This window comes from Micromonospora fiedleri (genome assembly GCF_016774385.1).
GTDB lineage: Bacteria > Actinomycetota > Actinomycetes > Mycobacteriales > Micromonosporaceae > Micromonospora > Micromonospora gifhornensis.
Map to the genome: position 1 here is coordinate 96,896 of NZ_JAETXL010000009.1, position 17,359 is coordinate 114,254.

Consider the following 17,359-nt stretch of genomic DNA (forward strand, 5'->3'; position numbering starts at 1 on the left):
GGGCCGCCGAAGCCTATGGTTTGCGGGCGAGGAGCCCGACGAAGGTGTGATAGGTGTCGGTCTGCTGCGGAGTTGGCGTGCCTGGCTCCGGACGCCACTCGGCCAGCGGCACCAACCCCGGCTCCAGCACCGTCAGCCCGTCGGCGAAGGCGAGGATCTCCTCGTCGGTGCGCCAGCGGCCGGTGCCCAGCGACTCGTTGAAGACCCGTTCGACCTCGCGCGCCTTGCGGGAGCCCTCCGGATCACGCTCACCCGGGTCACGGAAGTGGGAAATCGCCACGTAGCTGCCGGACGGCAGCGCGTCGATCAACTCGGCCGCCAACGCTCGCGGCTGCTCGTCGTCACCGACGTGGTGCAGGATCGCGAAAAGCAACAACCCGATCGGCCGGTCGAAATCGAGGAACCGACGTACCTCCGGATTGTCGAGGATTTCCTGCGGTGCCCGGACATCCGCCTGGATCACCGTCGCCGTGCCCTCCTCGGCGAGCAGGGCCCGCCCGTGCGCCAGGACGATCGGATCATTGTCCACATACACCACCCGGGCCTTCGGGTTGTGCTCGGTGGCGACCTCGTGCACGTTGCCCTGGGTGGGCAGCCCCGATCCGATGTCGAGGAACTGGTCGATGCCGGCCTCGGTGACAAGGAAGCGAATCACCCGACGCAGAAAGGCCCGGTTCGCCTGGCCAGCTGCCGGCCCGTCCGGAGTGATCCGCAGGGCGTGCTCGGCGACCTTTCGGTCGACCTCGAAGTTGTCCTTGCCGCCGAGAAAGAAGTCGTAGACCCGGGCCACGCTGGGAATGCTGGTGTCGATGCCAGGGGGTGCCGCCTTGTCGCGGGTCACAGGCGTCTCCATTCCATTAGGGACAACGCCGGGTGAAGTCTGCGGGCGGTTCCGGCGCTGCGGTGAGTGTAGCCATCGACTGGGTGGAATTCTCACCCTGGCTGGTACCGCTCCCAGCAGACGTGCGCCTCAGTCGACCGGCAGCAGCGCGATCCCCTGCATCTCGATCAGCAGGTGCGGGTGCGGCAACTGGTGCACCGCCACGGTGGTACGCGTCGGCCCGGTCTCGTCGAAGAGTTCGGCGTACACCCGGTTGTAGCCGCCGAAGTCGTTCATGCTGACCAGGTACGTGGTCACCTGCACCAGGTCGGACAGGTCCGCGCCCACCTCGCGCAGGATGTCGCGCATGTTCTCGATCACCGCGCGGGTCTGCACCTCGATGTCCAACGAGGTGGTACCCAGCGCGTCCACCGTCGCACCGGCGATCGTGTTGTCGGGGCGGCGGCTGCTCGTACCGGAGACGAAGGCGAACCCGCCCGCGACCTTGACGTGCGGGAACCGGCCACGCGGCACGGCCTTGCCGGCGACGACCCGAGCCCCGCTCATGCCGACGCCCGCAGCGAGACGGTGCCGAGCTGCTCGACGGTGACCCGCACGTGCGCGCCCGGCGTCAGGGGCACCGCGGCGGTCGCCGCGCCGGCCAGCAGCACCCAACCGTCGCGCAGTTCCCCGGCGAGGCGGGCCGCCTCGGGCAGGGCGCGGCGCGGGTCGCCGAGGATCGCCGCGGTCGAGCCGACCTGCGCGACCCGACCGTCGACCTCCAGCAGCACACCGAGGTTGTCCACGTTGTCGGGCACCGGCTGCCACGGCCCGACGACGAAGCCGGACGCGGAGGTGTTGTCGGCGATCACCTCCGCCAAGGTGAACCGGAAGTCCCGGTACCGGGAGTCGATGAGCTCGACGGCGGGGGCGACGGCGGCGATCGCGCCACCCTCGACGAGGAACGCCACCTCCGGCTCGACCTTCGGATGGATGTGTCCGGACAGGTCGACGGTGCCGCCGTCGGAGATGTGCATCGCGTCGGTGAGCCGACCCCAGATCACCTCGTCGACGCCCATCTGGGTCATCTTCGCCCGGCTGGTCAGGCCCAGCTTCACCCCGACCACCGCCTCGCCACGGCCCACCCGGCGTGCCACCAGGGCGTCCTGCACCTGGTACGCGGTGGCCACGTCGAGACCGGCGTCGGCACCGAACTGGGCCAGCGTGGTCCGCGTCACGGCGGCCTCGTCCAGCCGGGCGGCGAGAGTGTCGATCACTGCGGGTCCTTCCCGGCGTCCCGGACCAGGTCCAGCGCCACGTCGACGATCATGTCCTCCTGGCCGCCGACCATCTTGCGGCGACCCAACTCCAGCAGGATGGTGCGCACGTCCACCCCGTACCGTCCGGCGGCGCTCTCCGCGTGCCGCAGGAACGACGAGTAGACGCCGGCGAAACCGAGCGACAACGTCTCCCGGTCCACCCGCACCGGCCGGTCCTGCAACGGACGCACCAGATCCTCGGCGGCGTCCATCAGCGCGAACACGTCACAACCGTGCTGCCAGCCGTTCAGCTCGGCCACCGCGACGAAGACCTCCAGCGGCGCGTTGCCCGCCCCGGCGCCCATCCCGGCCAGTGAGGCGTCCACCCGGCGCACCCCGTGCTCGACCGCGACGAGGCTGTTCGCCACGCCGAGCGACAGGTTGTGGTGCGCGTGGATGCCGATCTCCGTCGTCGGGTCGAGCACCTGCCGGTACGCGTCCGCCCGCTGCGCCACGTCCGCCATCGTCAGCCGGCCACCGGAGTCGGTGACGTAGACGCAGTGCGCGCCGTAGGACTCCATGAGCTTGGCCTGCGCGGCGAGCCCGGCCGGGTCGTTCATGTGCGACATCATCAGGAACCCGGCGACGTCCATGCCGTTCTCCCGCGCCCAGGAGATGTGCTGGGCGGAGATGTCCGCCTCGGTGCAGTGCGTGGCGATCCGCACACTTGTCACCCCGAGGGCCTTGGCCGCCCTCAGATCGGCGATCGTGCCGATGCCGGGCAGCAGCAGGGTGGTCAGCTTCGCGTTCGTCATCACCTCGGCCGCCGCCGCGATCCACTCGGCGTCACTCGCCGCACCGTGGCCATAGTTGACACTCGACCCGGCCAACCCGTCACCGTGCGCCACCTCGATCGCGGCCACCCCCGCGGCGTCCAACGCCGCCGCGATGCTCCGCACCTGGTCCACGGTGTACTGATGCCCGATGGCGTGCATGCCATCGCGCAGCGTCACGTCCTGGATGTAGAGATCGGTCACGACGAGACCATCCGTTCGGCCGTACGCAGCGCGGCGCTGGTCATGATGTCCAGGTTGCCCGCGTACGCGGGCAGGTAGTGGCCGGCACCGGAGACCTCCAGGAACACGGAGACCTGAATGCCGACGAAGTGCCCGCCGAGCGCCGGCACGTACGTGTCCACCTCGGTGAACTGCACCTGCTGCTTGAGCCGGTAGCCGGGCACGTACTGCTGCACCGCCGCCACCATCGCCTCCACCGACGCCGCGATCGCGGCCCGGTCGGCATCCGGATCGGGGCACAGGCAGTAGACCGTGTCGCGCATCAGCAGCGGCGGCTCCGCCGGATTCAGCACGATCACCGCCTTGCCGCGGCCCGCCCCGCCGACCACCTCGATGGCCCGCGCGGTGGTCTCGGTGAACTCGTCGATGTTGGCGCGGGTGCCCGGACCGGCCGAACGGGAGGAGATCGAGGCGACGATCTCGCCGTACGCCACCGGCGTGACCGCGGCGACGGCCGCGACGATCGGCACGGTCGCCTGACCGCCGCAGGTCACCATGTTGACGTTGCGCTCGCCCAGGTGGGCGTCGAGGTTCACCGGCGGCACCACGTACGGGCCGATGGCGGCCGGGGTCAGGTCCACGACCCGGCGGCCGTGGGCGCGCAGCACCGCGTCGTTGTGCCGGTGCGCGCCCGCGCTGGTGGCGTCGAAGACGATCCCGACGTCGGCGAACTCCGGCATCGCGACGAGCCCGTCGACACCTGCGGCGGTGGTGGCCACGCCGAGGCGGCGGGCCCGGGCCAGACCGTCGGAGTTCGGGTCGATGCCGACCATCGCCACCATCCGCAGCGACTCCGACAGCCGCAACACTTTGATCATCAGGTCGGTGCCGATGTTGCCTGACCCGATCACCGCCACGCCGGTGCTCATGACGAGCCACCTTTCGAGAAGCAGGCCCGGACGCTGCCCAGGCCGGAGATGCGGGCCTCGTACGCCGCGCCCGGGGTCACCGCCACCATCGGTCCGAGCGCGCCGGACAGCACGGTGTCCCCGGCCCGCAGCGGTCGACCGTTCGCGGCCAGGGTCCCCGCCAGCCAGGCGACGGCGTGCAGCGGATTGCCCAGGCACGCGGCCCCGGCCCCGACGGAGACGGGCTCGCCGCCCTGCTCCAGCACGGCACCGCAGAGCCGCAGGTCCACCTCGCCCAGCCGGCGCGGACTGGTGCCGAGCACGTATTTGCCGCTGGAGGCGTTGTCGGCCACCGTGTCCACGATGGAGATGTCCCAGTTCGCGATCCGCGAGTCGACGATCTCGATGGCGGGCAGCAGGTGATCGGTGGCCCGCACCACGTCGGCGACGGTGACCTGGTCGTAGGGCAGGTCCCGGCCGAGCACGAAGGCGACCTCCGCCTCGACGCGCGGCTGCAACAGGGTCCGCGGGTCGATCTCGGCGCCGTCGGGGACGGCCATGTCGGCGAAGAGGACACCGAAGTCGGGGTGGAAGACCCCGAACGCCTCCTGCACCGCCCGCGAGGTCAGGCCCACCTTCGCCCCGACCAGCCGACGACCCTCGGCCAGCCAGTCGCTGACCTGGGCCTGCTGCACGGCGTACGCGGCGGTCAGGTCGCCGGTCGGCACCAGGTCGTCGCGCAGCGGCTTGCAGGCCACCCCGCTGGCGTACGCCTGGCGCAGCGCCGCGGCCGCGCCCTTGATGTCGGTGCTCATCCGAGGTCCACGCAGACGTTCGTGAGTTCGGAGTAGAAGTGCAGCGAATGGGTGCCGCCCTCGCGTCCCACGCCGGAGGCCTTCACCCCGCCGAACGGGGTGCGCAGATCCCGCAGGAACCAGGTGTTCACCCAGACCAGGCCGGCCTCCAGCCGGGTCCCGGCCCGGTGCGCCCGACCCACGTCGCGGGTCCACACCGTGGCGGCCAGGCCGTACTCGCTGTCGTTGGCCAGCGCGAACGCCTCGTCCTCGTCGTCGAACGGCGCGATGTGGCAGACCGGCCCGAAGATCTCCTCCCGCATGGTGCGGGCGTGCCGCCCCAGTCCGGTCAGGACGGTGGGCTGCACGTACGAGCCGCCGTCGCGGTCGTCGCCGAACACCGGCACACCACCACCGGCCAGCACGGTGGCCCCCTCGGCGCGGGCCAGCTCGTAGTGACCGAGCACCTTCTCCCGGTGCTTGGCCGAGATCAGCGGCATCGTCATCGTCGCCGGCTCGGACGGCCAACCGAACGCCAGCTCCTCGGCCCGCTTCGCCAGCCGGGCCGCGAACTCCTCGTAGACCGGCCGCTGCACGTAGATCCGTTCGGTGCACAGGCAGACCTGACCACCGTTGGTGAAGCTGGACCGCACCGAGCCTTCGACGGCCGCGTCCAGGTCGGCGTCGGCGAAGACCAGCCCGGCGTTCTTGCCGCCCAACTCGAACGACACCGCCTTCACCCCGTCGGCCGCGGCGCGCATGATGGCCGAGCCGGTGGCGGACTCGCCGGTGAAGGTGATCGCGTCCACCCCGGGATGGCGGGTGAGCGCCTCACCGGCCGAGCCGGGGCCGAAGCCGTGCACCAGGTTGAACACCCCGTCGGGTACGCCGGCGGCGGCCATCACCTCGGCCAGCACGGTCGCCGACGACGGCGTCTCCTCGCTGGGCTTGACGACCACCGCGTTGCCGCACGCCAGGGCCGGTGCCACCTTCCAGGTCAGCAGCAGCAGCGGCAGGTTCCACGGCACGATGATCGCCACCACGCCGACCGGCTTGCGGACCGCGTAGTTCAGCGCCCGTCCACCGGTCGCGGTGACGGTGGTGAACGACTCCGTCGGGGTGGCGGTGATGATGTCGGCGAACGTCCGGAAGTTCGCCGCACCGCGCGGGATGTCCAGGGTGCGGGCCTGGGCCACCGACTTTCCGGTGTCGGCGACCTCGGCGGCGACGAGGTCGTCGAAACGGCGTTCCAACTCGTCGGCGACCCGGCGCAGCACCGCGGCCCGTTCGCCCTCGCCCATGGCACCCCACGGGCCGCGCAGCGCGGCCCGTGCGGCGGTCACCGCGGCGTCCACGGTGGCCGCATCGGCCTCGGCGACGTGCAGCAGCGTCTCGCCGGTTACCGGCGACACCTTCGCGAACGAGGTGCCGCCGGTGACGAACTCACCGCCGACGTAGTTCGGTAGCAGCAGGTCGCCGCTGCGGCGCCCGTCGATCAGGCCGCTCGGCCAACGGGTGGTACGCCCGGATGTCATGGGCCTGGTTCCCTATCGTTCGGTGGTGGAGTCAGCGACGAGCGCCACGACGGCCGCGTCGGCCGTCGGCTCGCCCGTGGCCGCGGCTGCCGCCTCGTCGGTGGCGATCAGCACGACGGTGCCGACGCCGACGTTGAGCGGGTCGATCGCGACCAGGTCGGGCCCCTCGCTGCGGGGCCGGACCAGCACCAGCCGGCGACCCTGCAACGTCGGCAGGATCTTGTCCGGCCAGACCTTGGCGACGACCTCACCGAGAATCATCAGCCGTCTCCCCGCAGGCTTGCCATGACCTCGCGGATGCGGGCGGCCTCCGGGTCCTCCAGCAGCGCCGCCGTGGTGGGGTGCGGCTTGGGGTACACCTGCGAGCTGCGCAGCTCGCCGTGCTGTCGGATGGCGGCCTCGCCGGAGGCGACGGCCTGCCGGACGGCGGCGAGGGTGCCCTGCACGGCGGCGGCGAGGTAGCCGCTGGTCACCCGCTCCACGGCGATGCAGCGTACGTCCGCGGTCTTGATCATGGCTTCGATCCCGGCGGACAGGGCCACCACGCCCCGGGTCTCGACGATGCCGATGGCGATGTCAGAAGGCATGTTTGTTCTCCTTACCGGGTCAGTTGCCGACGAGGCGGGGGTCGACGGCGAGCGCCGACACCGCGTCACAGGGGCTGGCGAAGACGATGGAACGCACCTTCCGGCTCTTGGCCTTGGCGGTCTCCTCGCCGATGTCGACGGCCTCCTCGACGGTGGCCAGGTCGCCGCGCAGGGCGACGGCGACGATGCCGCCGCCGAGGCGCACGACGCGGGTCACCTCGACCTCGGTGGCCTTCACCATCGCGTCGACCGCGTCGAAGATGGCGGTGTAGCCCTCGGCCTCGACGAAGCCGGCAGCCATGTTCCGCATGGGTTCTCCTTTTCCGATGTTCAGGGCAGGTTCCAGGACAGGACGGCGCCGCCGGTGCCCCAGAGCGGTCCGTATGCGTGCAGCTGCGCCGGACCGGCGGTCGCTCCGGCGCCGGCGGCGAACGCCAGCGCGCGGAACTGGCTGTCGGCCTGCGCCTGCCGGGCGAAGTCCTCGCGGATCTTCAACACCTCGTCGACCTTGCCGGCGGTCAGCAGGTCCAGCACCCGCCGGTTCCAGCGGTCGTGCCCGGGGTCGCTGACGTGATCGTCGTGCGGCTCGATCCACTGCTGGATCAGGCCGGACGACATGCCGGTGACCACGACGACGGCGGCACGTACGCCGGCCTCGCGGGCTGCGGCGGCACCGGCCGCACCGACGTCGGCGAGGGTCTGGGCGTCGGCGTACAGGTTGCAGGACACCTGCGCCCAGCGCAGCTCGCGGTCCGGGTCGAGCAGCGCCGAGGTGACGATGGTGCCGGTGTCGATCGGGAAGCCGTCGTAACGGGTACGCCGCGCCTGCATGCCGGCCTTGTTCACGTGATCGGTCCACCGCTCGGTGAACGGCACGTCGAAGCGAAGGTCGTAGCGGAGCTCGCCGTAGTCGTAGGCGTACCAGTTCTCGTCGACGTGCTCGCCGCGCGGGTTCGGGTCGCACTGGAACTGGTGGCCCAGCACGGTGAACCACTGGGTGGACAGCAGCAGCACCACGTCGGGCTGGAGGCGACGCAGCCGATCGCCCACCACACGGGCGGCGGCGGCCAGGTCGGCCCAGCACTGCGCGGGTTTTTCGGCCAGCAGGTGCGGCATGCCGGGCAGCAGCGCCCCGGCGACGATGCCGGTGTCAGCCACGGTGTCCTCCTTCGGGCGTCCACTCGACGACCGCGTTGCCGGTGCCGATGATCGTTCCGTAGCCCATGACGTCGCCCGGCACCTGCGGCCAGCCCATCGCGGCCAACATCCAGGTCAGGCTGCCGGCCTTGGTCTCCGACGCGGTCGCCTCGATGTGCTCGGTGATCAGCTCGCGCAGCGGCGCGGTCGGCCCCCGGCGGATCGCCTCCAGCAGCTTCATGTCCCAGCGGTACTGGTGGTTGTTGTACGGGTGCTCGCGTTCCATGTCCTCCGGCAGCTCCGGCTCCTCGTGCCAGTGCAGGTGGGACAGGGAGTTGGAGGCCAGCAGCACGGCCCGGCGGCCGGTCCGCTCGACGGCCCGGCGGGTCGCCTCGCCCAGCACCTCCATCTCCTCAAGCGACGCCTCGGAGTAGAAGTACGGGTTGTTGTTTGCCGACAACGACACCACCGGGATGTCCCAGGCCGGGTTGACCAGGTGCAACGCGCCGATGGTGGCGTAGTCCACCCGCACCCGGGGGTCGTGCAGCTTGCGGGTGACCAGGCCCAGGTCGGTGGCCTCGTCGGCGATGGCCTCGCCCAGCTCCACATCGGTACGAAAGTCGTAGGAGTACCGGAACAGGTGCGGGAAGATCGGCTCGACGGAGACACCGCGCGGGTTGGGCACGCAGTTGACGTGGTGACCGACCATCGTGATCCAGTGCGGGGCGTGCACGATCAGCACGTCGGGGCGGTGCACCTCGCGGATGCGCTTGCGCAGCCGCTCGTACGCCCAGCGCAGCACCTCCCAGCCGCCGGTGGACCGCGGCTCGTTCTGCGGCGGGTTCTCCGCGTAGATCAGGTGCGGCGGGTGCGGGCTCAGCACCCCGGCGACGATGCCGGCGCGGGCGGGCGTCGGCTCCGCCGAAGGTCGTTCGGTGGTGTCGTAGCGGCGGGCACCGCCCGAACGGGCGGGTGCCACGGGCACGCGGAAGACTCTGCTCATGCCGGTCCCTCCCCGGTCGTGCCCCGGTCGGCCAGCACCCGCACGAACGTGCGCTCGTCGGGTTCGGCGCCGAGGATCTGCAGCCCGTCGTCGTCGAGGGCCAGTTGGTCGTCGGTCAGGTCCGGGTCGTGCCGGACCCAGGCCCGCAGGGGCGCGGGGTGCGGGCCGTGGATCTCCACGAGGGCGCCGTCGGCCAGGCCGGTGCCCGGACCCACGTAGGCGAGCCGTCGCCGGCCACGCTCCCCGGTGTACGGCTGCCGGTCGGTGGTGCCGACCCGCAGCCAGGTGCGCCGGCGGCGCAGTTCCTGCCGGGCTGCTGCGGTCGCGGCGGCGTCGACCCGGCCGTCGGCGTCGAACCGCAGGCCGTAGCGGTGCTGCGCATCGTCGGCGTCCAGGTAGCCCTGCGTCACGTCGTCGGCGACGGCGGCGGGTTCACGCTCGAGCGGATCGCCCCAGCCGCCGCCACCTGCGGACTCCATGACGAGCACGTCGCCGCTGCGCATCGCGAAGCCGGCGACCTTGCCGGGGGTGTCGAAGTCGACCCGTTCGCCGTCGGCGCGGCGCACGAACGTCACGGTGGGGGCACCGGGGCCACCACGGTGCAGACCGTACGGCGGCACGGTGGTGCGGTCGGTCTGCACCGAGTACGCCCCGTTGCTGGCGAGCAGCCGGGTTTCGCGTCGGCTGCCCAGCCCGCCCCGGCGTGCCCCGTCGCCGCACGAGCCGAGTCGCAGCTCGGAGGCGTCGACGACGATCGGGATCTCCGTCTCCAGCCGTTCGACGGACTGGATGGTGGAGATGTCGCCGAGGTCGACGGGGTTCATCGCGCTCGGACCGTCGGATTCGAGGAAGCCGCCGTTGCCACCTGCGGGGTAGTCGTAGTACAGGTAGGACCGGCCGGTGCGTTGGTCCACGCCGCCGATGAGGTTCTGGAAGGTGGTTCCGAATTGGTCGGCGGCGATGAGGTCGGGCGCGACCTGACTCAGCGTGGCCATGACCGCGGAGATGACCCGCTTGCGTACCTCGCTGTGCGCGTTGGCGGGCGCGGGGTAGGCGACGTGCACGACGGTGCCCGGCTCGGTGTGCACCCGCAGCGGCCGGAAGGCGCCGTGGTTGACCAGGCCGCCGGGGTCGAGCGCGCTCTTGACGGCGATGAAGACGCCGGCGACGGTCATCGCCCGCGAGGAGTTGACGACGGCGGCGACCTGCGTGGACGAGCCCCGGAAGTCGGCGTCGATCTCGTCGCCGTCGATGGTGAGCACGCAGCGCACCAGCGCGGGGTCGTACCGCCCGTCGGTGTAGAGGTCGAGGTAGTCCTCGTAGCGGTAGACACCGTCGGGCAGTTGCCGGATGCGGTCGCGCAGCCGCTGCTCGGTGCGGTCCATGTTGGCGGCCACGCTGTCGAGCAGCAGTGGCGCGCCGTAGCGGCCGACGAGTTCGCGCAGTCGCCGCTCGGCGGTGAAGCAGGCGGCGAAGCAGCTCTCCAGGTCGCCGCGACGCTCGTCGGCCATCCGCACGTTGGCGAAGAGGATGGCGTACGCGGCGGCGTTGGGGCGACCCTGCTCGATCAGCTTGATCGGCGGGATGCGCAACCCCTCCTGAAGGATCTCGGTGGCCTGCCCGGAGACGCTGCCGGGAGTCATCCCGCCGATGTCGGCCCAGTGCATGCGCACGCAGGGGAAGAGGAACAACTCGCCGTCGACGAAGACCGGGGTGATCAGTGTGACGTCGTTGAGGTGACTGCCGCCCCGGTACGGATCGTTGACGATGTACAGGTCGCCGGGGCGCATCTCGTCGGCGAAGTCGGCGAAGATCTCGGCGACGGAAGCCGGCATGGCGATGACGTGCCCGGGCATGTCCCGGCCCTGGGCCACCATCTGACCCTTGGGGTCGAACAACGCACAGGAGAAGTCCTGCGCATCGGCGATGACAGGGGAGTGCGCGGTGCGGAAGATCGTCTGGCGCATCTCGCGCACGATCGAGATGAGACCTTCGGTCACGATCTCGAGGTCGATCGGGTTCAACGTCTTGGTCATGCGACGCCTCATGGGTTCCGACTCGTGATGACGAGTGGTTTGGCTTTGACCTCACACGGACCATGTGGTCCCGTGCATGGACCATAATGTGGTCCGTGGTTTATATTGTGAAACACTAGCAACCGAGAAGGTGGGAAGCAAGATGTCGCAGGTCGCAGGACCGTCCCCAGCTGCGGAGGGACCGGCCGCCCGGGAATCGGGCACCCAGGCGCTCGACCGCGCGCTCAGCGTGCTGCTGGCCTTCCGCAGTGGCGGCGTCGAACGCAAGGTCAGCGACGTCAGTCGCGAGCTGGGACTGCACAAGTCGACGGCCAGCCGGTTGTTCCGGGCGCTCGCCGACACCGGCTTCCTGCAACGCAACGAGGAGACCGGCGCGTACCGGCTCGGGGTCACCGTCTTCGAGTTGGGCGCCTGCTTCCTCGAAGGGCTCGACATGCACGCCCTGGCCCGGCCACTGCTGCACCAGCTCGCCCAGGACGAGGGCGAGTCGGTCAACCTGTCCATCCGCGACGAGCTGGATGCCCTGTCGATCTACATCGAGCGCGGCACCCGCAACGTGCAGCTCGTCTCCCGCCTCGGCCGGCGCATCCCGCTGTGGTGCAGCGCAGCCGGCAAGGCGCTGCTGCTCGACCTCGACGACGAGCAGATCCGCGCCATGTTCGCCGACACCCAGTTCACACCGCTGACCCCGAACACCATCACCGACCTGGACACCTTCGCCAAGCGGATGCACCAGGTCCGCGAGCAGGGATGGGCGCTCAACGACGAGGAGAGCGAAGAGGGCCTGCGGGTCGTCGCCGCGCCGGTACGCGACCGGCTCGGCCAGGTCACCGCCGCGATCAGCATCTCCGGGCCGATCTTCCGCCTCGACGAGACCCGCGTCGCCGAACTGGCCGCCGCCGCCGTACGCACGGCGAACGAGCTGTCGCGTCAGCTGGGTCATGGCGTGGGTGCGGTCTGGGGGGACTGACCGGCTCAGAAGTGTTCCTGCACGGCGTCCGGGTGCACCCGCACGTGCAGCAGGGCGGGGCCGGTGACCGGCAGCACCGCGTCGAACGCGGCGTCGGCACTGGCCTCGTCCGTCACCGTCCACGCCGGCACACCCAGCGCCCGAGCCACCGCAGCGAGGTCACGGTCGGGGAAGCGGGCCAGCGCCGGATCCACCCCACGCGGACGCAGCTTGCGCACCTCCGCCCCGTACGCCGAGTCGTCCAGGACGATCAACAGCACCGCCGCGCCCGTACGGGCCAACGTGTCCAGCTCACCGAGCCCGGTGAGCAGACTGCCGTCACCCTCGAACGCCACCACCGGCCGGTCCGGGCGGCCCACCGCGGCACCCACCGCGAACGGCAGCCCCACGCCGATGCTGCCGAACTCCCACGGCGCGATCAGCGCCCGGTCCGTCGCCGGTGAGTCCAGCAGCAGGTTCGGCCAGCCGCCGAAGTGCCCCACCCCCACCACCGTGGTGCGTTGTGGCGGCAGTCTGCGGGCGCACACCCGGATGAACGCCCTCGGGTCGATCCGGTCCGCCGCCTGCAACGGTTCCAGCCCGGCGAACGCGTCGGCCGCCGCCACCTCGCGGGCCAGCTCCGCCGACCGCCACTGCGGCCGCGAGATCACCGGTAGCGCCGCCGACACCGCCGAAGCGACCATCTCCGCGTCGCCCACCACCGGCACGTCCACCGGCCAGCGGTCGCCCAACGCCGCCGGGTCGATGTCGACGCACACCACAGTGGCCTGGCCGAACAGCCGGCCGTGGTCCGCGGTCCACCGGTTGAGCCCGGCACCGAACGCCAGCACCAGATCCGCCTCGCCCAACACCCGCCGGGTCAGCGGCCGGGCCAGCCCACCCGCCACCCCCAGGCAGTACGGATGGTCGGCGAAGAGACCCCCGGCCATCAGCGTGGTGGCCAGCACCGCCCCGCTGCGATCCGCCAACTCCCGTACCGCCGTCGCGGCCGCCTCCGCGCCCCGACCGGCGAGCACCACCGGCCGTTCGGCCTTCTGCAGCAGCGCGGCGAGCATCGCCACGTCGTCCGGGTGCGCCGCCGGCGGCCCCGGACGACGCGTCACCGCCACGGCGACCGGCGCCGGCACGTCGTCCGCGACGTCCTGGTCCTGAAGGTCGATCGGCACGTTCAACACCACCGGGCCACCGGCCGAGCGGGCCAGCCGGAACGCGGTGGCGACGTCGCGGGCCACGTTCGCCGCAGCCACCACCGGCACCATCTCACCCGCCGTGGCCAACGCGAACGGCTGCTGCGGGAAGCTCTGCACATGCCCCGGGTCGCCGGGCGGGGTGTCACCCGCCACCAGCACCAGCGGCGTACGCGCCTGGCGGGCGATGGTCAGCGCGGCACCGGCCACGGCCAGCCCCGGGCCCTGCGTCACCGTGGCCACCGGGCAGCGACCGGTCGCGCGGGCGTACCCGTCGGCCATCATCACGGCGGCGTTCTCGTTGCGGGCCGCCACGAACCGCACCCCGTGCCGGGCCACCAGATCGCTGACGAGGAACATGTTCGCATCGCCGAGCAGCCCGAACACCGTGTCGACGCCCTGGGCGACAAGCGCGTCCGCCAGCAACTGGTACACCTTCATGATTTCCCGCCCTTCGGGTACGCGCCCGCCGGCCGCAACGCGACGCTCAGCGCACCCAGGTAGGAGTCGTTGGCGGCGGCCTCGAACCTCGGCCCGGCCAGCCGGGCGGCACGCTTCGTCATCGACCGGCCCACCGGCGAGACAGCCAGCAGCCGATCGAGCACCGCGTCACAGGCCGCGCCCAGCTCGTCCGCCGGCACCGCCGCCGTGACCAGGTCGTGCCGCAGCATCTCGGCCGGCCCGATCCGATCGCCCAGCAGCAGCCAGCGCTTCGCCCGGTCCGCGCCGACCAGATCGGCCAGGATCGCCATGCCGCTCCAGGTCAGCGGGATACCGAAGGTGACCTCGGGGAAGGTGAAGAAGCAGCTGTCGACGGCCACCCGCAGGTCGGCGGCGAGACCGAGCACCGCCCCGGAGCCGATCGCCGGGCCGTTGAACACGGCCACCGTGGTCTGCTCCATCCGGTACCAGCGCTCCACCACCTCGGCCGTACGGCGCTGCACGTGCATGGTGGTGGCCGCGTCCAGGGTGGCCAGCTCGTCGAGATCGGTGCCGGCGCAGAACGCCGACCCGGCGCCGGTGAGCACCAGCACCTCCACCTCGGCGTCGCGGCCCACCTCGTGCAGCACGTCCTCGAACCGGGCCAGCATCGCCAGGTCGAAGCTGTTGCGCCGGTGCGGGCGGTTCAGGGTGATCCGGGCCAGCCGACCGGCCCGCTCCAGCAACACGGACGGTTCGTTCATCAGGGCGACTCCGAGGTGAGCAGGGCGCGGTCCACCAGGGCGGCCGCGTGACCGACGTACGACAGCGGATCGAGCAGTTCGGCGATGTCCCCGCCGGGCAGGGCGGCGGCGACCTGCGGGTCGCCGCGCAGCACCTCGGCGAACGGGCGACCCTGTTCCAGGCTGTCGCGCACCACCCGCATCACCAGGTGGTGCGCCTGCTCGCGGCCCAACGGGCCGGCCAGCCGCAACATCACCGCCTCCGACAGCACCAGCCCACCGGTGATGTCGAGGTTGGCGCGCATCCGGTCCGGATTCACGCCCAGGTCACCGAAGACCTCCACCAGGCGTTCCAGGACACCGCCGATGAGGATGAAACACTCCGGCAGCAGCTTCCACAGCGTCATGCCGACGCCCATGTCCCGGTCGTCCTGCGCGACCATCGTCTGCAATGCCAACGGCACCTGCGCCCGCAGCGTGCTGGCCGCCGCGATCACCGCCTCGCAGCGGATCGGGTTGCGTTTGTGCGGCATGGTGCTGCTGCCCACCTGAGTCGCGCGCTGCGGCTCGTACGCCTCGCCGACCTCGGTACGACCCAGGAAGTAGACCTCCCGAGCCAGCTTCTCGCCGCTGGACGCCACCAGACCCAGCACCATCAGACACTCGGCGAACCGGTCGGAGGTGGCATGCCAGGGGGTGTCCGCCACCCCCAGACCCAACTCCTCGGCGACGGCCCGCTCCAGCGCGAACGCCTGCGGCCCGTACCCGGCCATGGTGCCCGCCGCCCCGCCCATGCTCGTCACCAGCAGCCGGGCGCGCATCTCCCGCAGCCGGGCGCGGTGGCGCTGCAACTCGCTCTGCCACACCGCCAGCCGCAGCCCGAACGTCGTCGGCAACGCCTGCTGGCCGTGCGTACGCGCCGGCATCGGGGTGCTGCGGTGCCGCAACGCCAACCGCCGCAACAGCCGCACCAACTCGTCGAGCTGACGGCCGACGATGTCCAGGCCGGCCCGGGCCCGCAGCACGAAGCCGGTGTCCATCACGTCCTGAGTGGTGGCACCCAGGTGCACGTAACGCCCCGCGTCACCCGGACAGGCCGCGGTCAGGGCACGCACCAGCGGCACCAGCGGGTGCACGGTGTCCTCGGCATCGGAGGCCAGGGCCGCCGCGTCCAACTTCTCCAGCCGGGCCGTCGCCGAGATGGCATCCGCGGCGGCCTGCGGGATGATTCCCAGCGACGCCTGCCCACGGGCCAGCGCGGCCTCCACGTCCAGCCAGGACTGCATGAGCTGCCGGTCGTTGAACACCCCGCGCATCTCGGCGTTGCCGAAGAAGCTGGTGACGGTCAACGAATCGAGAAAGCACGACCCCAGCTGCATCAGTTCTCCCCCTCGAACAGTGTCAGCGCGGCGCGTCGGTCGACCTTGCCGGACGGCAGCAGCGGCAACTCGGCGACCACGCGTACCCGGGTGGGCTGCTTGTGCCGGGCCAGTCGCCCGGCCACGGCGGCGAGCACGACGTCGATGTCGAGCCGTGCGCCGGGCGCGGCGATCAGCAGCGCACCGACCTCCTCACCCCAGCGCGCCGACGGCACACCGAGCACGCAGGCCTGACCGACGGTGTCGTGTTCGCAGAGCACGGCCTCCACCTCGGCCGGGCTGACGTTCTCGCCGCCGCGGATGATGAGTTCCTTGACCCGGCCGGTGAGCGTGAACACCCGCTCGGCGCTGAGCGCGCCGAGGTCGCCGGTGCGCAGCCAACCGTCGGCGGTCAGGGCAGCGGAGGTGGCGGCGGGATCGTCCAGGTAGCCGGAGGTGACCGACTCGCCGCGGACCAGCAGCTCCCCGGCCTCACCCGACGGCACGGGGTGCCGGGTGCCGGGTTGCACCACGACCGCGTCGAGGTCGGGCATGATCCGCCCGACGGTCAGACCGACCGGGGCACAGCTGCCGTCGCCCGGGTCGACGCTGATCGTGGGACCTGCCTCGGTCTGGCCGTAGATGACGGCCGCCCGGTCCAGGCCCAGCACGCGTACGGTCCGCTCCCGCAGTGCGGGCGGGCACGGGGCACCGCCGAGGAAGCCGACCCGCAGCGAGGAGATGTCCCACCGCTGCGGCTCGGCCTGCACCCGATCGGCGATCATCGTGGCCATCGTCGGGACGGCCTGCAGCACCGTGCATCGGTGTCGCTCGATCAGGTCCAGCACCGTCTCGGAACGGAACCGGCGGGTCGACACCCACAGCGCCCCGGTGACAAGTGCGAGCACCGCGCCGCTGCTCAGCCCGGCGGCGTGCGCCAACGGCAGCGGCGAGGCGAGGACGTCGCCGGCGTGCAGCCCGGCCGCCTGGGCCGTCCACTGCGCGTTGCGCACCAGATTGCGGCCGCTCAACGTCACCATCTTCGCCGGGCCGGTGGAGCCCGAGGTGAACTGGATGTTCAGCACCGCGTCGGCGTCACCGACCGGTTCCGGCGTCGGGTCGGCCCAGCCGGGCAGGCCCGCCAACGCCTGGCGGCCGCCGTCGTCACCGAGCGGGTGGATGCCGTCCGGCGCGTACGGCGCTCCGGCCAGCGCGGCGAACCCCTCGGCGACCGCGTCCCGGTCACGGATCCGGCCGGCCACGAACAGTCGGCGCGGACGGGCGCGGGCCACCGCCTCGGCCAGTTCCGCCCCGGTCAGACCGGGGTGCAGGGTGACAAGTGCCGCGCCGCGCCAGGCCGCCGCGGCGAGCAGCGTCAGCCAGGCGAGGCTGTTCTCCGACCACACCGCGATCCGGTCACCGCGGCCGATGCCGTGGGCGGCCAGCACGGCGGCACCCCGGCCCGCCAGCGCGGCGAACTCGGCGTACGTGACCGGGTGGTCCAGCTCCGCGAAGGCGTACAGCGGCCGGTCCGGGTGCCGCGCCGCCGCGTCGAGCAGCACGGCGTCGAGGGCGAGTGGCGCCAT

The 17,359-nt window shown here is 71.8% G+C and carries 18 protein-coding genes; 1 reads left to right on the forward strand and 17 read right to left on the reverse strand.

Annotated elements, in window-relative coordinates; genetic code table 11:
- Positions 1-13: 13 nt before the first annotated feature.
- The 13 genes from JMF97_RS23875 to JMF97_RS23935 form a co-directional block, all read right to left on the reverse strand.
- On the reverse strand, positions 14-841 hold the full coding sequence (locus JMF97_RS23875; RefSeq protein WP_203223548.1) for an SAM-dependent methyltransferase: 828 nt from the start codon (positions 839-841) through the stop codon (positions 14-16).
- Positions 842-970: 129 nt separating this feature from the next.
- Complete coding sequence (locus JMF97_RS23880; protein WP_013733312.1) at positions 971-1,387, reverse strand: RidA family protein; 417 nt, start codon at positions 1,385-1,387, stop codon at positions 971-973.
- Positions 1,384-2,097, reverse strand: coding sequence for a 2-keto-4-pentenoate hydratase (locus JMF97_RS23885; RefSeq protein WP_203223549.1), 714 nt, complete (start codon positions 2,095-2,097; stop codon positions 1,384-1,386). The genes JMF97_RS23880 and JMF97_RS23885 overlap by 4 nt, the downstream gene beginning before the upstream one ends.
- Positions 2,094-3,116, reverse strand: coding sequence for a 4-hydroxy-2-oxovalerate aldolase (dmpG, locus tag JMF97_RS23890; protein ID WP_203223550.1), 1,023 nt, complete (start codon positions 3,114-3,116; stop codon positions 2,094-2,096). The genes JMF97_RS23885 and dmpG overlap by 4 nt, the downstream gene beginning before the upstream one ends.
- Positions 3,113-4,024 (reverse strand): acetaldehyde dehydrogenase (acetylating), encoded by a 912-nt coding sequence (locus tag JMF97_RS23895; RefSeq protein WP_203223551.1) that lies wholly within the window; start codon positions 4,022-4,024, stop codon positions 3,113-3,115. The genes dmpG and JMF97_RS23895 overlap by 4 nt, the downstream gene beginning before the upstream one ends.
- Entirely contained in the window at positions 4,021-4,818 is a 798-nt protein-coding gene (locus JMF97_RS23900) for a 2-keto-4-pentenoate hydratase (RefSeq protein WP_203223552.1), read from the reverse strand. The genes JMF97_RS23895 and JMF97_RS23900 overlap by 4 nt, the downstream gene beginning before the upstream one ends.
- On the reverse strand, positions 4,815-6,332 hold the full coding sequence (locus tag JMF97_RS23905) for a 2-hydroxymuconic semialdehyde dehydrogenase (RefSeq protein ID WP_238360022.1): 1,518 nt from the start codon (positions 6,330-6,332) through the stop codon (positions 4,815-4,817). Before JMF97_RS23905 ends, JMF97_RS23900 begins: the two co-directional genes overlap by 4 nt.
- Positions 6,333-6,344: 12 nt before the next feature.
- A complete protein-coding gene (locus JMF97_RS23910) occupies positions 6,345-6,593 on the reverse strand; it encodes a EutN/CcmL family microcompartment protein (protein WP_013733318.1) in 249 nt (82 codons plus the stop codon).
- Positions 6,593-6,919, reverse strand: a complete 327-nt coding sequence (locus tag JMF97_RS23915; RefSeq protein WP_102658969.1) for a BMC domain-containing protein — start codon at positions 6,917-6,919, stop codon at positions 6,593-6,595. Before JMF97_RS23915 ends, JMF97_RS23910 begins: the two co-directional genes overlap by 1 nt.
- Positions 6,920-6,938: 19 nt before the next feature.
- Positions 6,939-7,229, reverse strand: a complete 291-nt coding sequence (locus JMF97_RS23920) for a BMC domain-containing protein (RefSeq protein WP_013733320.1) — start codon at positions 7,227-7,229, stop codon at positions 6,939-6,941.
- 20 nt (positions 7,230-7,249) lie between these two features.
- Positions 7,250-8,077, reverse strand: a complete 828-nt coding sequence (locus JMF97_RS23925; protein WP_203223553.1) for a DODA-type extradiol aromatic ring-opening family dioxygenase — start codon at positions 8,075-8,077, stop codon at positions 7,250-7,252.
- The gene (locus tag JMF97_RS23930; RefSeq protein WP_013733322.1) at positions 8,070-9,059 is read right to left on the reverse strand and encodes a DODA-type extradiol aromatic ring-opening family dioxygenase; all 990 of its coding nucleotides are present in this window, start codon (positions 9,057-9,059) and stop codon (positions 8,070-8,072) included. Before JMF97_RS23930 ends, JMF97_RS23925 begins: the two co-directional genes overlap by 8 nt.
- On the reverse strand, positions 9,056-11,095 hold the full coding sequence (locus JMF97_RS23935) for a hydantoinase B/oxoprolinase family protein (protein WP_203223554.1): 2,040 nt from the start codon (positions 11,093-11,095) through the stop codon (positions 9,056-9,058). The genes JMF97_RS23930 and JMF97_RS23935 overlap by 4 nt, the downstream gene beginning before the upstream one ends.
- Positions 11,096-11,237: 142 nt before the next feature.
- Between JMF97_RS23935 and JMF97_RS23940 the strand changes: the two genes are divergently transcribed.
- The gene (locus JMF97_RS23940) at positions 11,238-12,065 is read left to right on the forward strand and encodes an IclR family transcriptional regulator (RefSeq protein WP_013733324.1); all 828 of its coding nucleotides are present in this window, start codon (positions 11,238-11,240) and stop codon (positions 12,063-12,065) included.
- A gap of 5 nt (positions 12,066-12,070) precedes the next feature.
- Here the strand turns inward: JMF97_RS23940 and JMF97_RS31825 are convergent, their stop codons facing one another.
- The 4 genes from JMF97_RS31825 to JMF97_RS23960 are packed head-to-tail and all read right to left on the reverse strand — an operon-like array spanning position 12,071 to position 17,359.
- Complete coding sequence (locus JMF97_RS31825; RefSeq protein ID WP_203223555.1) at positions 12,071-13,693, reverse strand: thiamine pyrophosphate-binding protein; 1,623 nt, start codon at positions 13,691-13,693, stop codon at positions 12,071-12,073.
- Positions 13,690-14,436: an enoyl-CoA hydratase/isomerase family protein gene (locus JMF97_RS23950; RefSeq protein ID WP_203223556.1), complete on the reverse strand. Its 747-nt coding sequence runs from the start codon at positions 14,434-14,436 to the stop codon at positions 13,690-13,692. Before JMF97_RS23950 ends, JMF97_RS31825 begins: the two co-directional genes overlap by 4 nt.
- Positions 14,436-15,794 carry an adenylosuccinate lyase gene (gene purB / locus JMF97_RS23955; RefSeq protein ID WP_203223557.1) on the reverse strand — a complete coding sequence of 453 codons (1,359 nt, stop codon included), beginning with the start codon at positions 15,792-15,794 and terminating at the stop codon, positions 14,436-14,438. Before purB ends, JMF97_RS23950 begins: the two co-directional genes overlap by 1 nt.
- Positions 15,794-17,359 carry a class I adenylate-forming enzyme family protein gene (locus tag JMF97_RS23960; RefSeq protein ID WP_203223558.1) on the reverse strand — a complete coding sequence of 522 codons (1,566 nt, stop codon included), beginning with the start codon at positions 17,357-17,359 and terminating at the stop codon, positions 15,794-15,796. Before JMF97_RS23960 ends, purB begins: the two co-directional genes overlap by 1 nt.

Coding starts and splice junctions, on each gene's coding strand:
- JMF97_RS23880 (WP_013733312.1), bottom strand. CDS start 1,387: ATGAGCGGGGCTCGGGTCGTCGCCGGCAAGGCCGTGCCGCGTGGCCGG.
- JMF97_RS23895 (WP_203223551.1), bottom strand. CDS start 4,024: ATGAGCACCGGCGTGGCGGTGATCGGGTCAGGCAACATCGGCACCGAC.
- JMF97_RS23900 (WP_203223552.1), bottom strand. CDS start 4,818: ATGAGCACCGACATCAAGGGCGCGGCCGCGGCGCTGCGCCAGGCGTAC.
- JMF97_RS23905 (WP_238360022.1), bottom strand. CDS start 6,332: ATGACATCCGGGCGTACCACCCGTTGGCCGAGCGGCCTGATCGACGGG.
- JMF97_RS23910 (WP_013733318.1), bottom strand. CDS start 6,593: ATGATTCTCGGTGAGGTCGTCGCCAAGGTCTGGCCGGACAAGATCCTG.
- JMF97_RS23915 (WP_102658969.1), bottom strand. CDS start 6,919: ATGCCTTCTGACATCGCCATCGGCATCGTCGAGACCCGGGGCGTGGTG.
- JMF97_RS23920 (WP_013733320.1), bottom strand. CDS start 7,229: ATGCGGAACATGGCTGCCGGCTTCGTCGAGGCCGAGGGCTACACCGCC.
- JMF97_RS23930 (WP_013733322.1), bottom strand. CDS start 9,059: ATGAGCAGAGTCTTCCGCGTGCCCGTGGCACCCGCCCGTTCGGGCGGT.
- JMF97_RS23935 (WP_203223554.1), bottom strand. CDS start 11,095: ATGACCAAGACGTTGAACCCGATCGACCTCGAGATCGTGACCGAAGGT.
- JMF97_RS23940 (WP_013733324.1), top strand. CDS start 11,238: ATGTCGCAGGTCGCAGGACCGTCCCCAGCTGCGGAGGGACCGGCCGCC.
- JMF97_RS31825 (WP_203223555.1), bottom strand. CDS start 13,693: ATGAAGGTGTACCAGTTGCTGGCGGACGCGCTTGTCGCCCAGGGCGTC.
- JMF97_RS23950 (WP_203223556.1), bottom strand. CDS start 14,436: ATGAACGAACCGTCCGTGTTGCTGGAGCGGGCCGGTCGGCTGGCCCGG.
- purB (WP_203223557.1), bottom strand. CDS start 15,794: ATGCAGCTGGGGTCGTGCTTTCTCGATTCGTTGACCGTCACCAGCTTC.
- JMF97_RS23960 (WP_203223558.1), bottom strand. CDS start 17,359: ATGGCGCCACTCGCCCTCGACGCCGTGCTGCTCGACGCGGCGGCGCGG.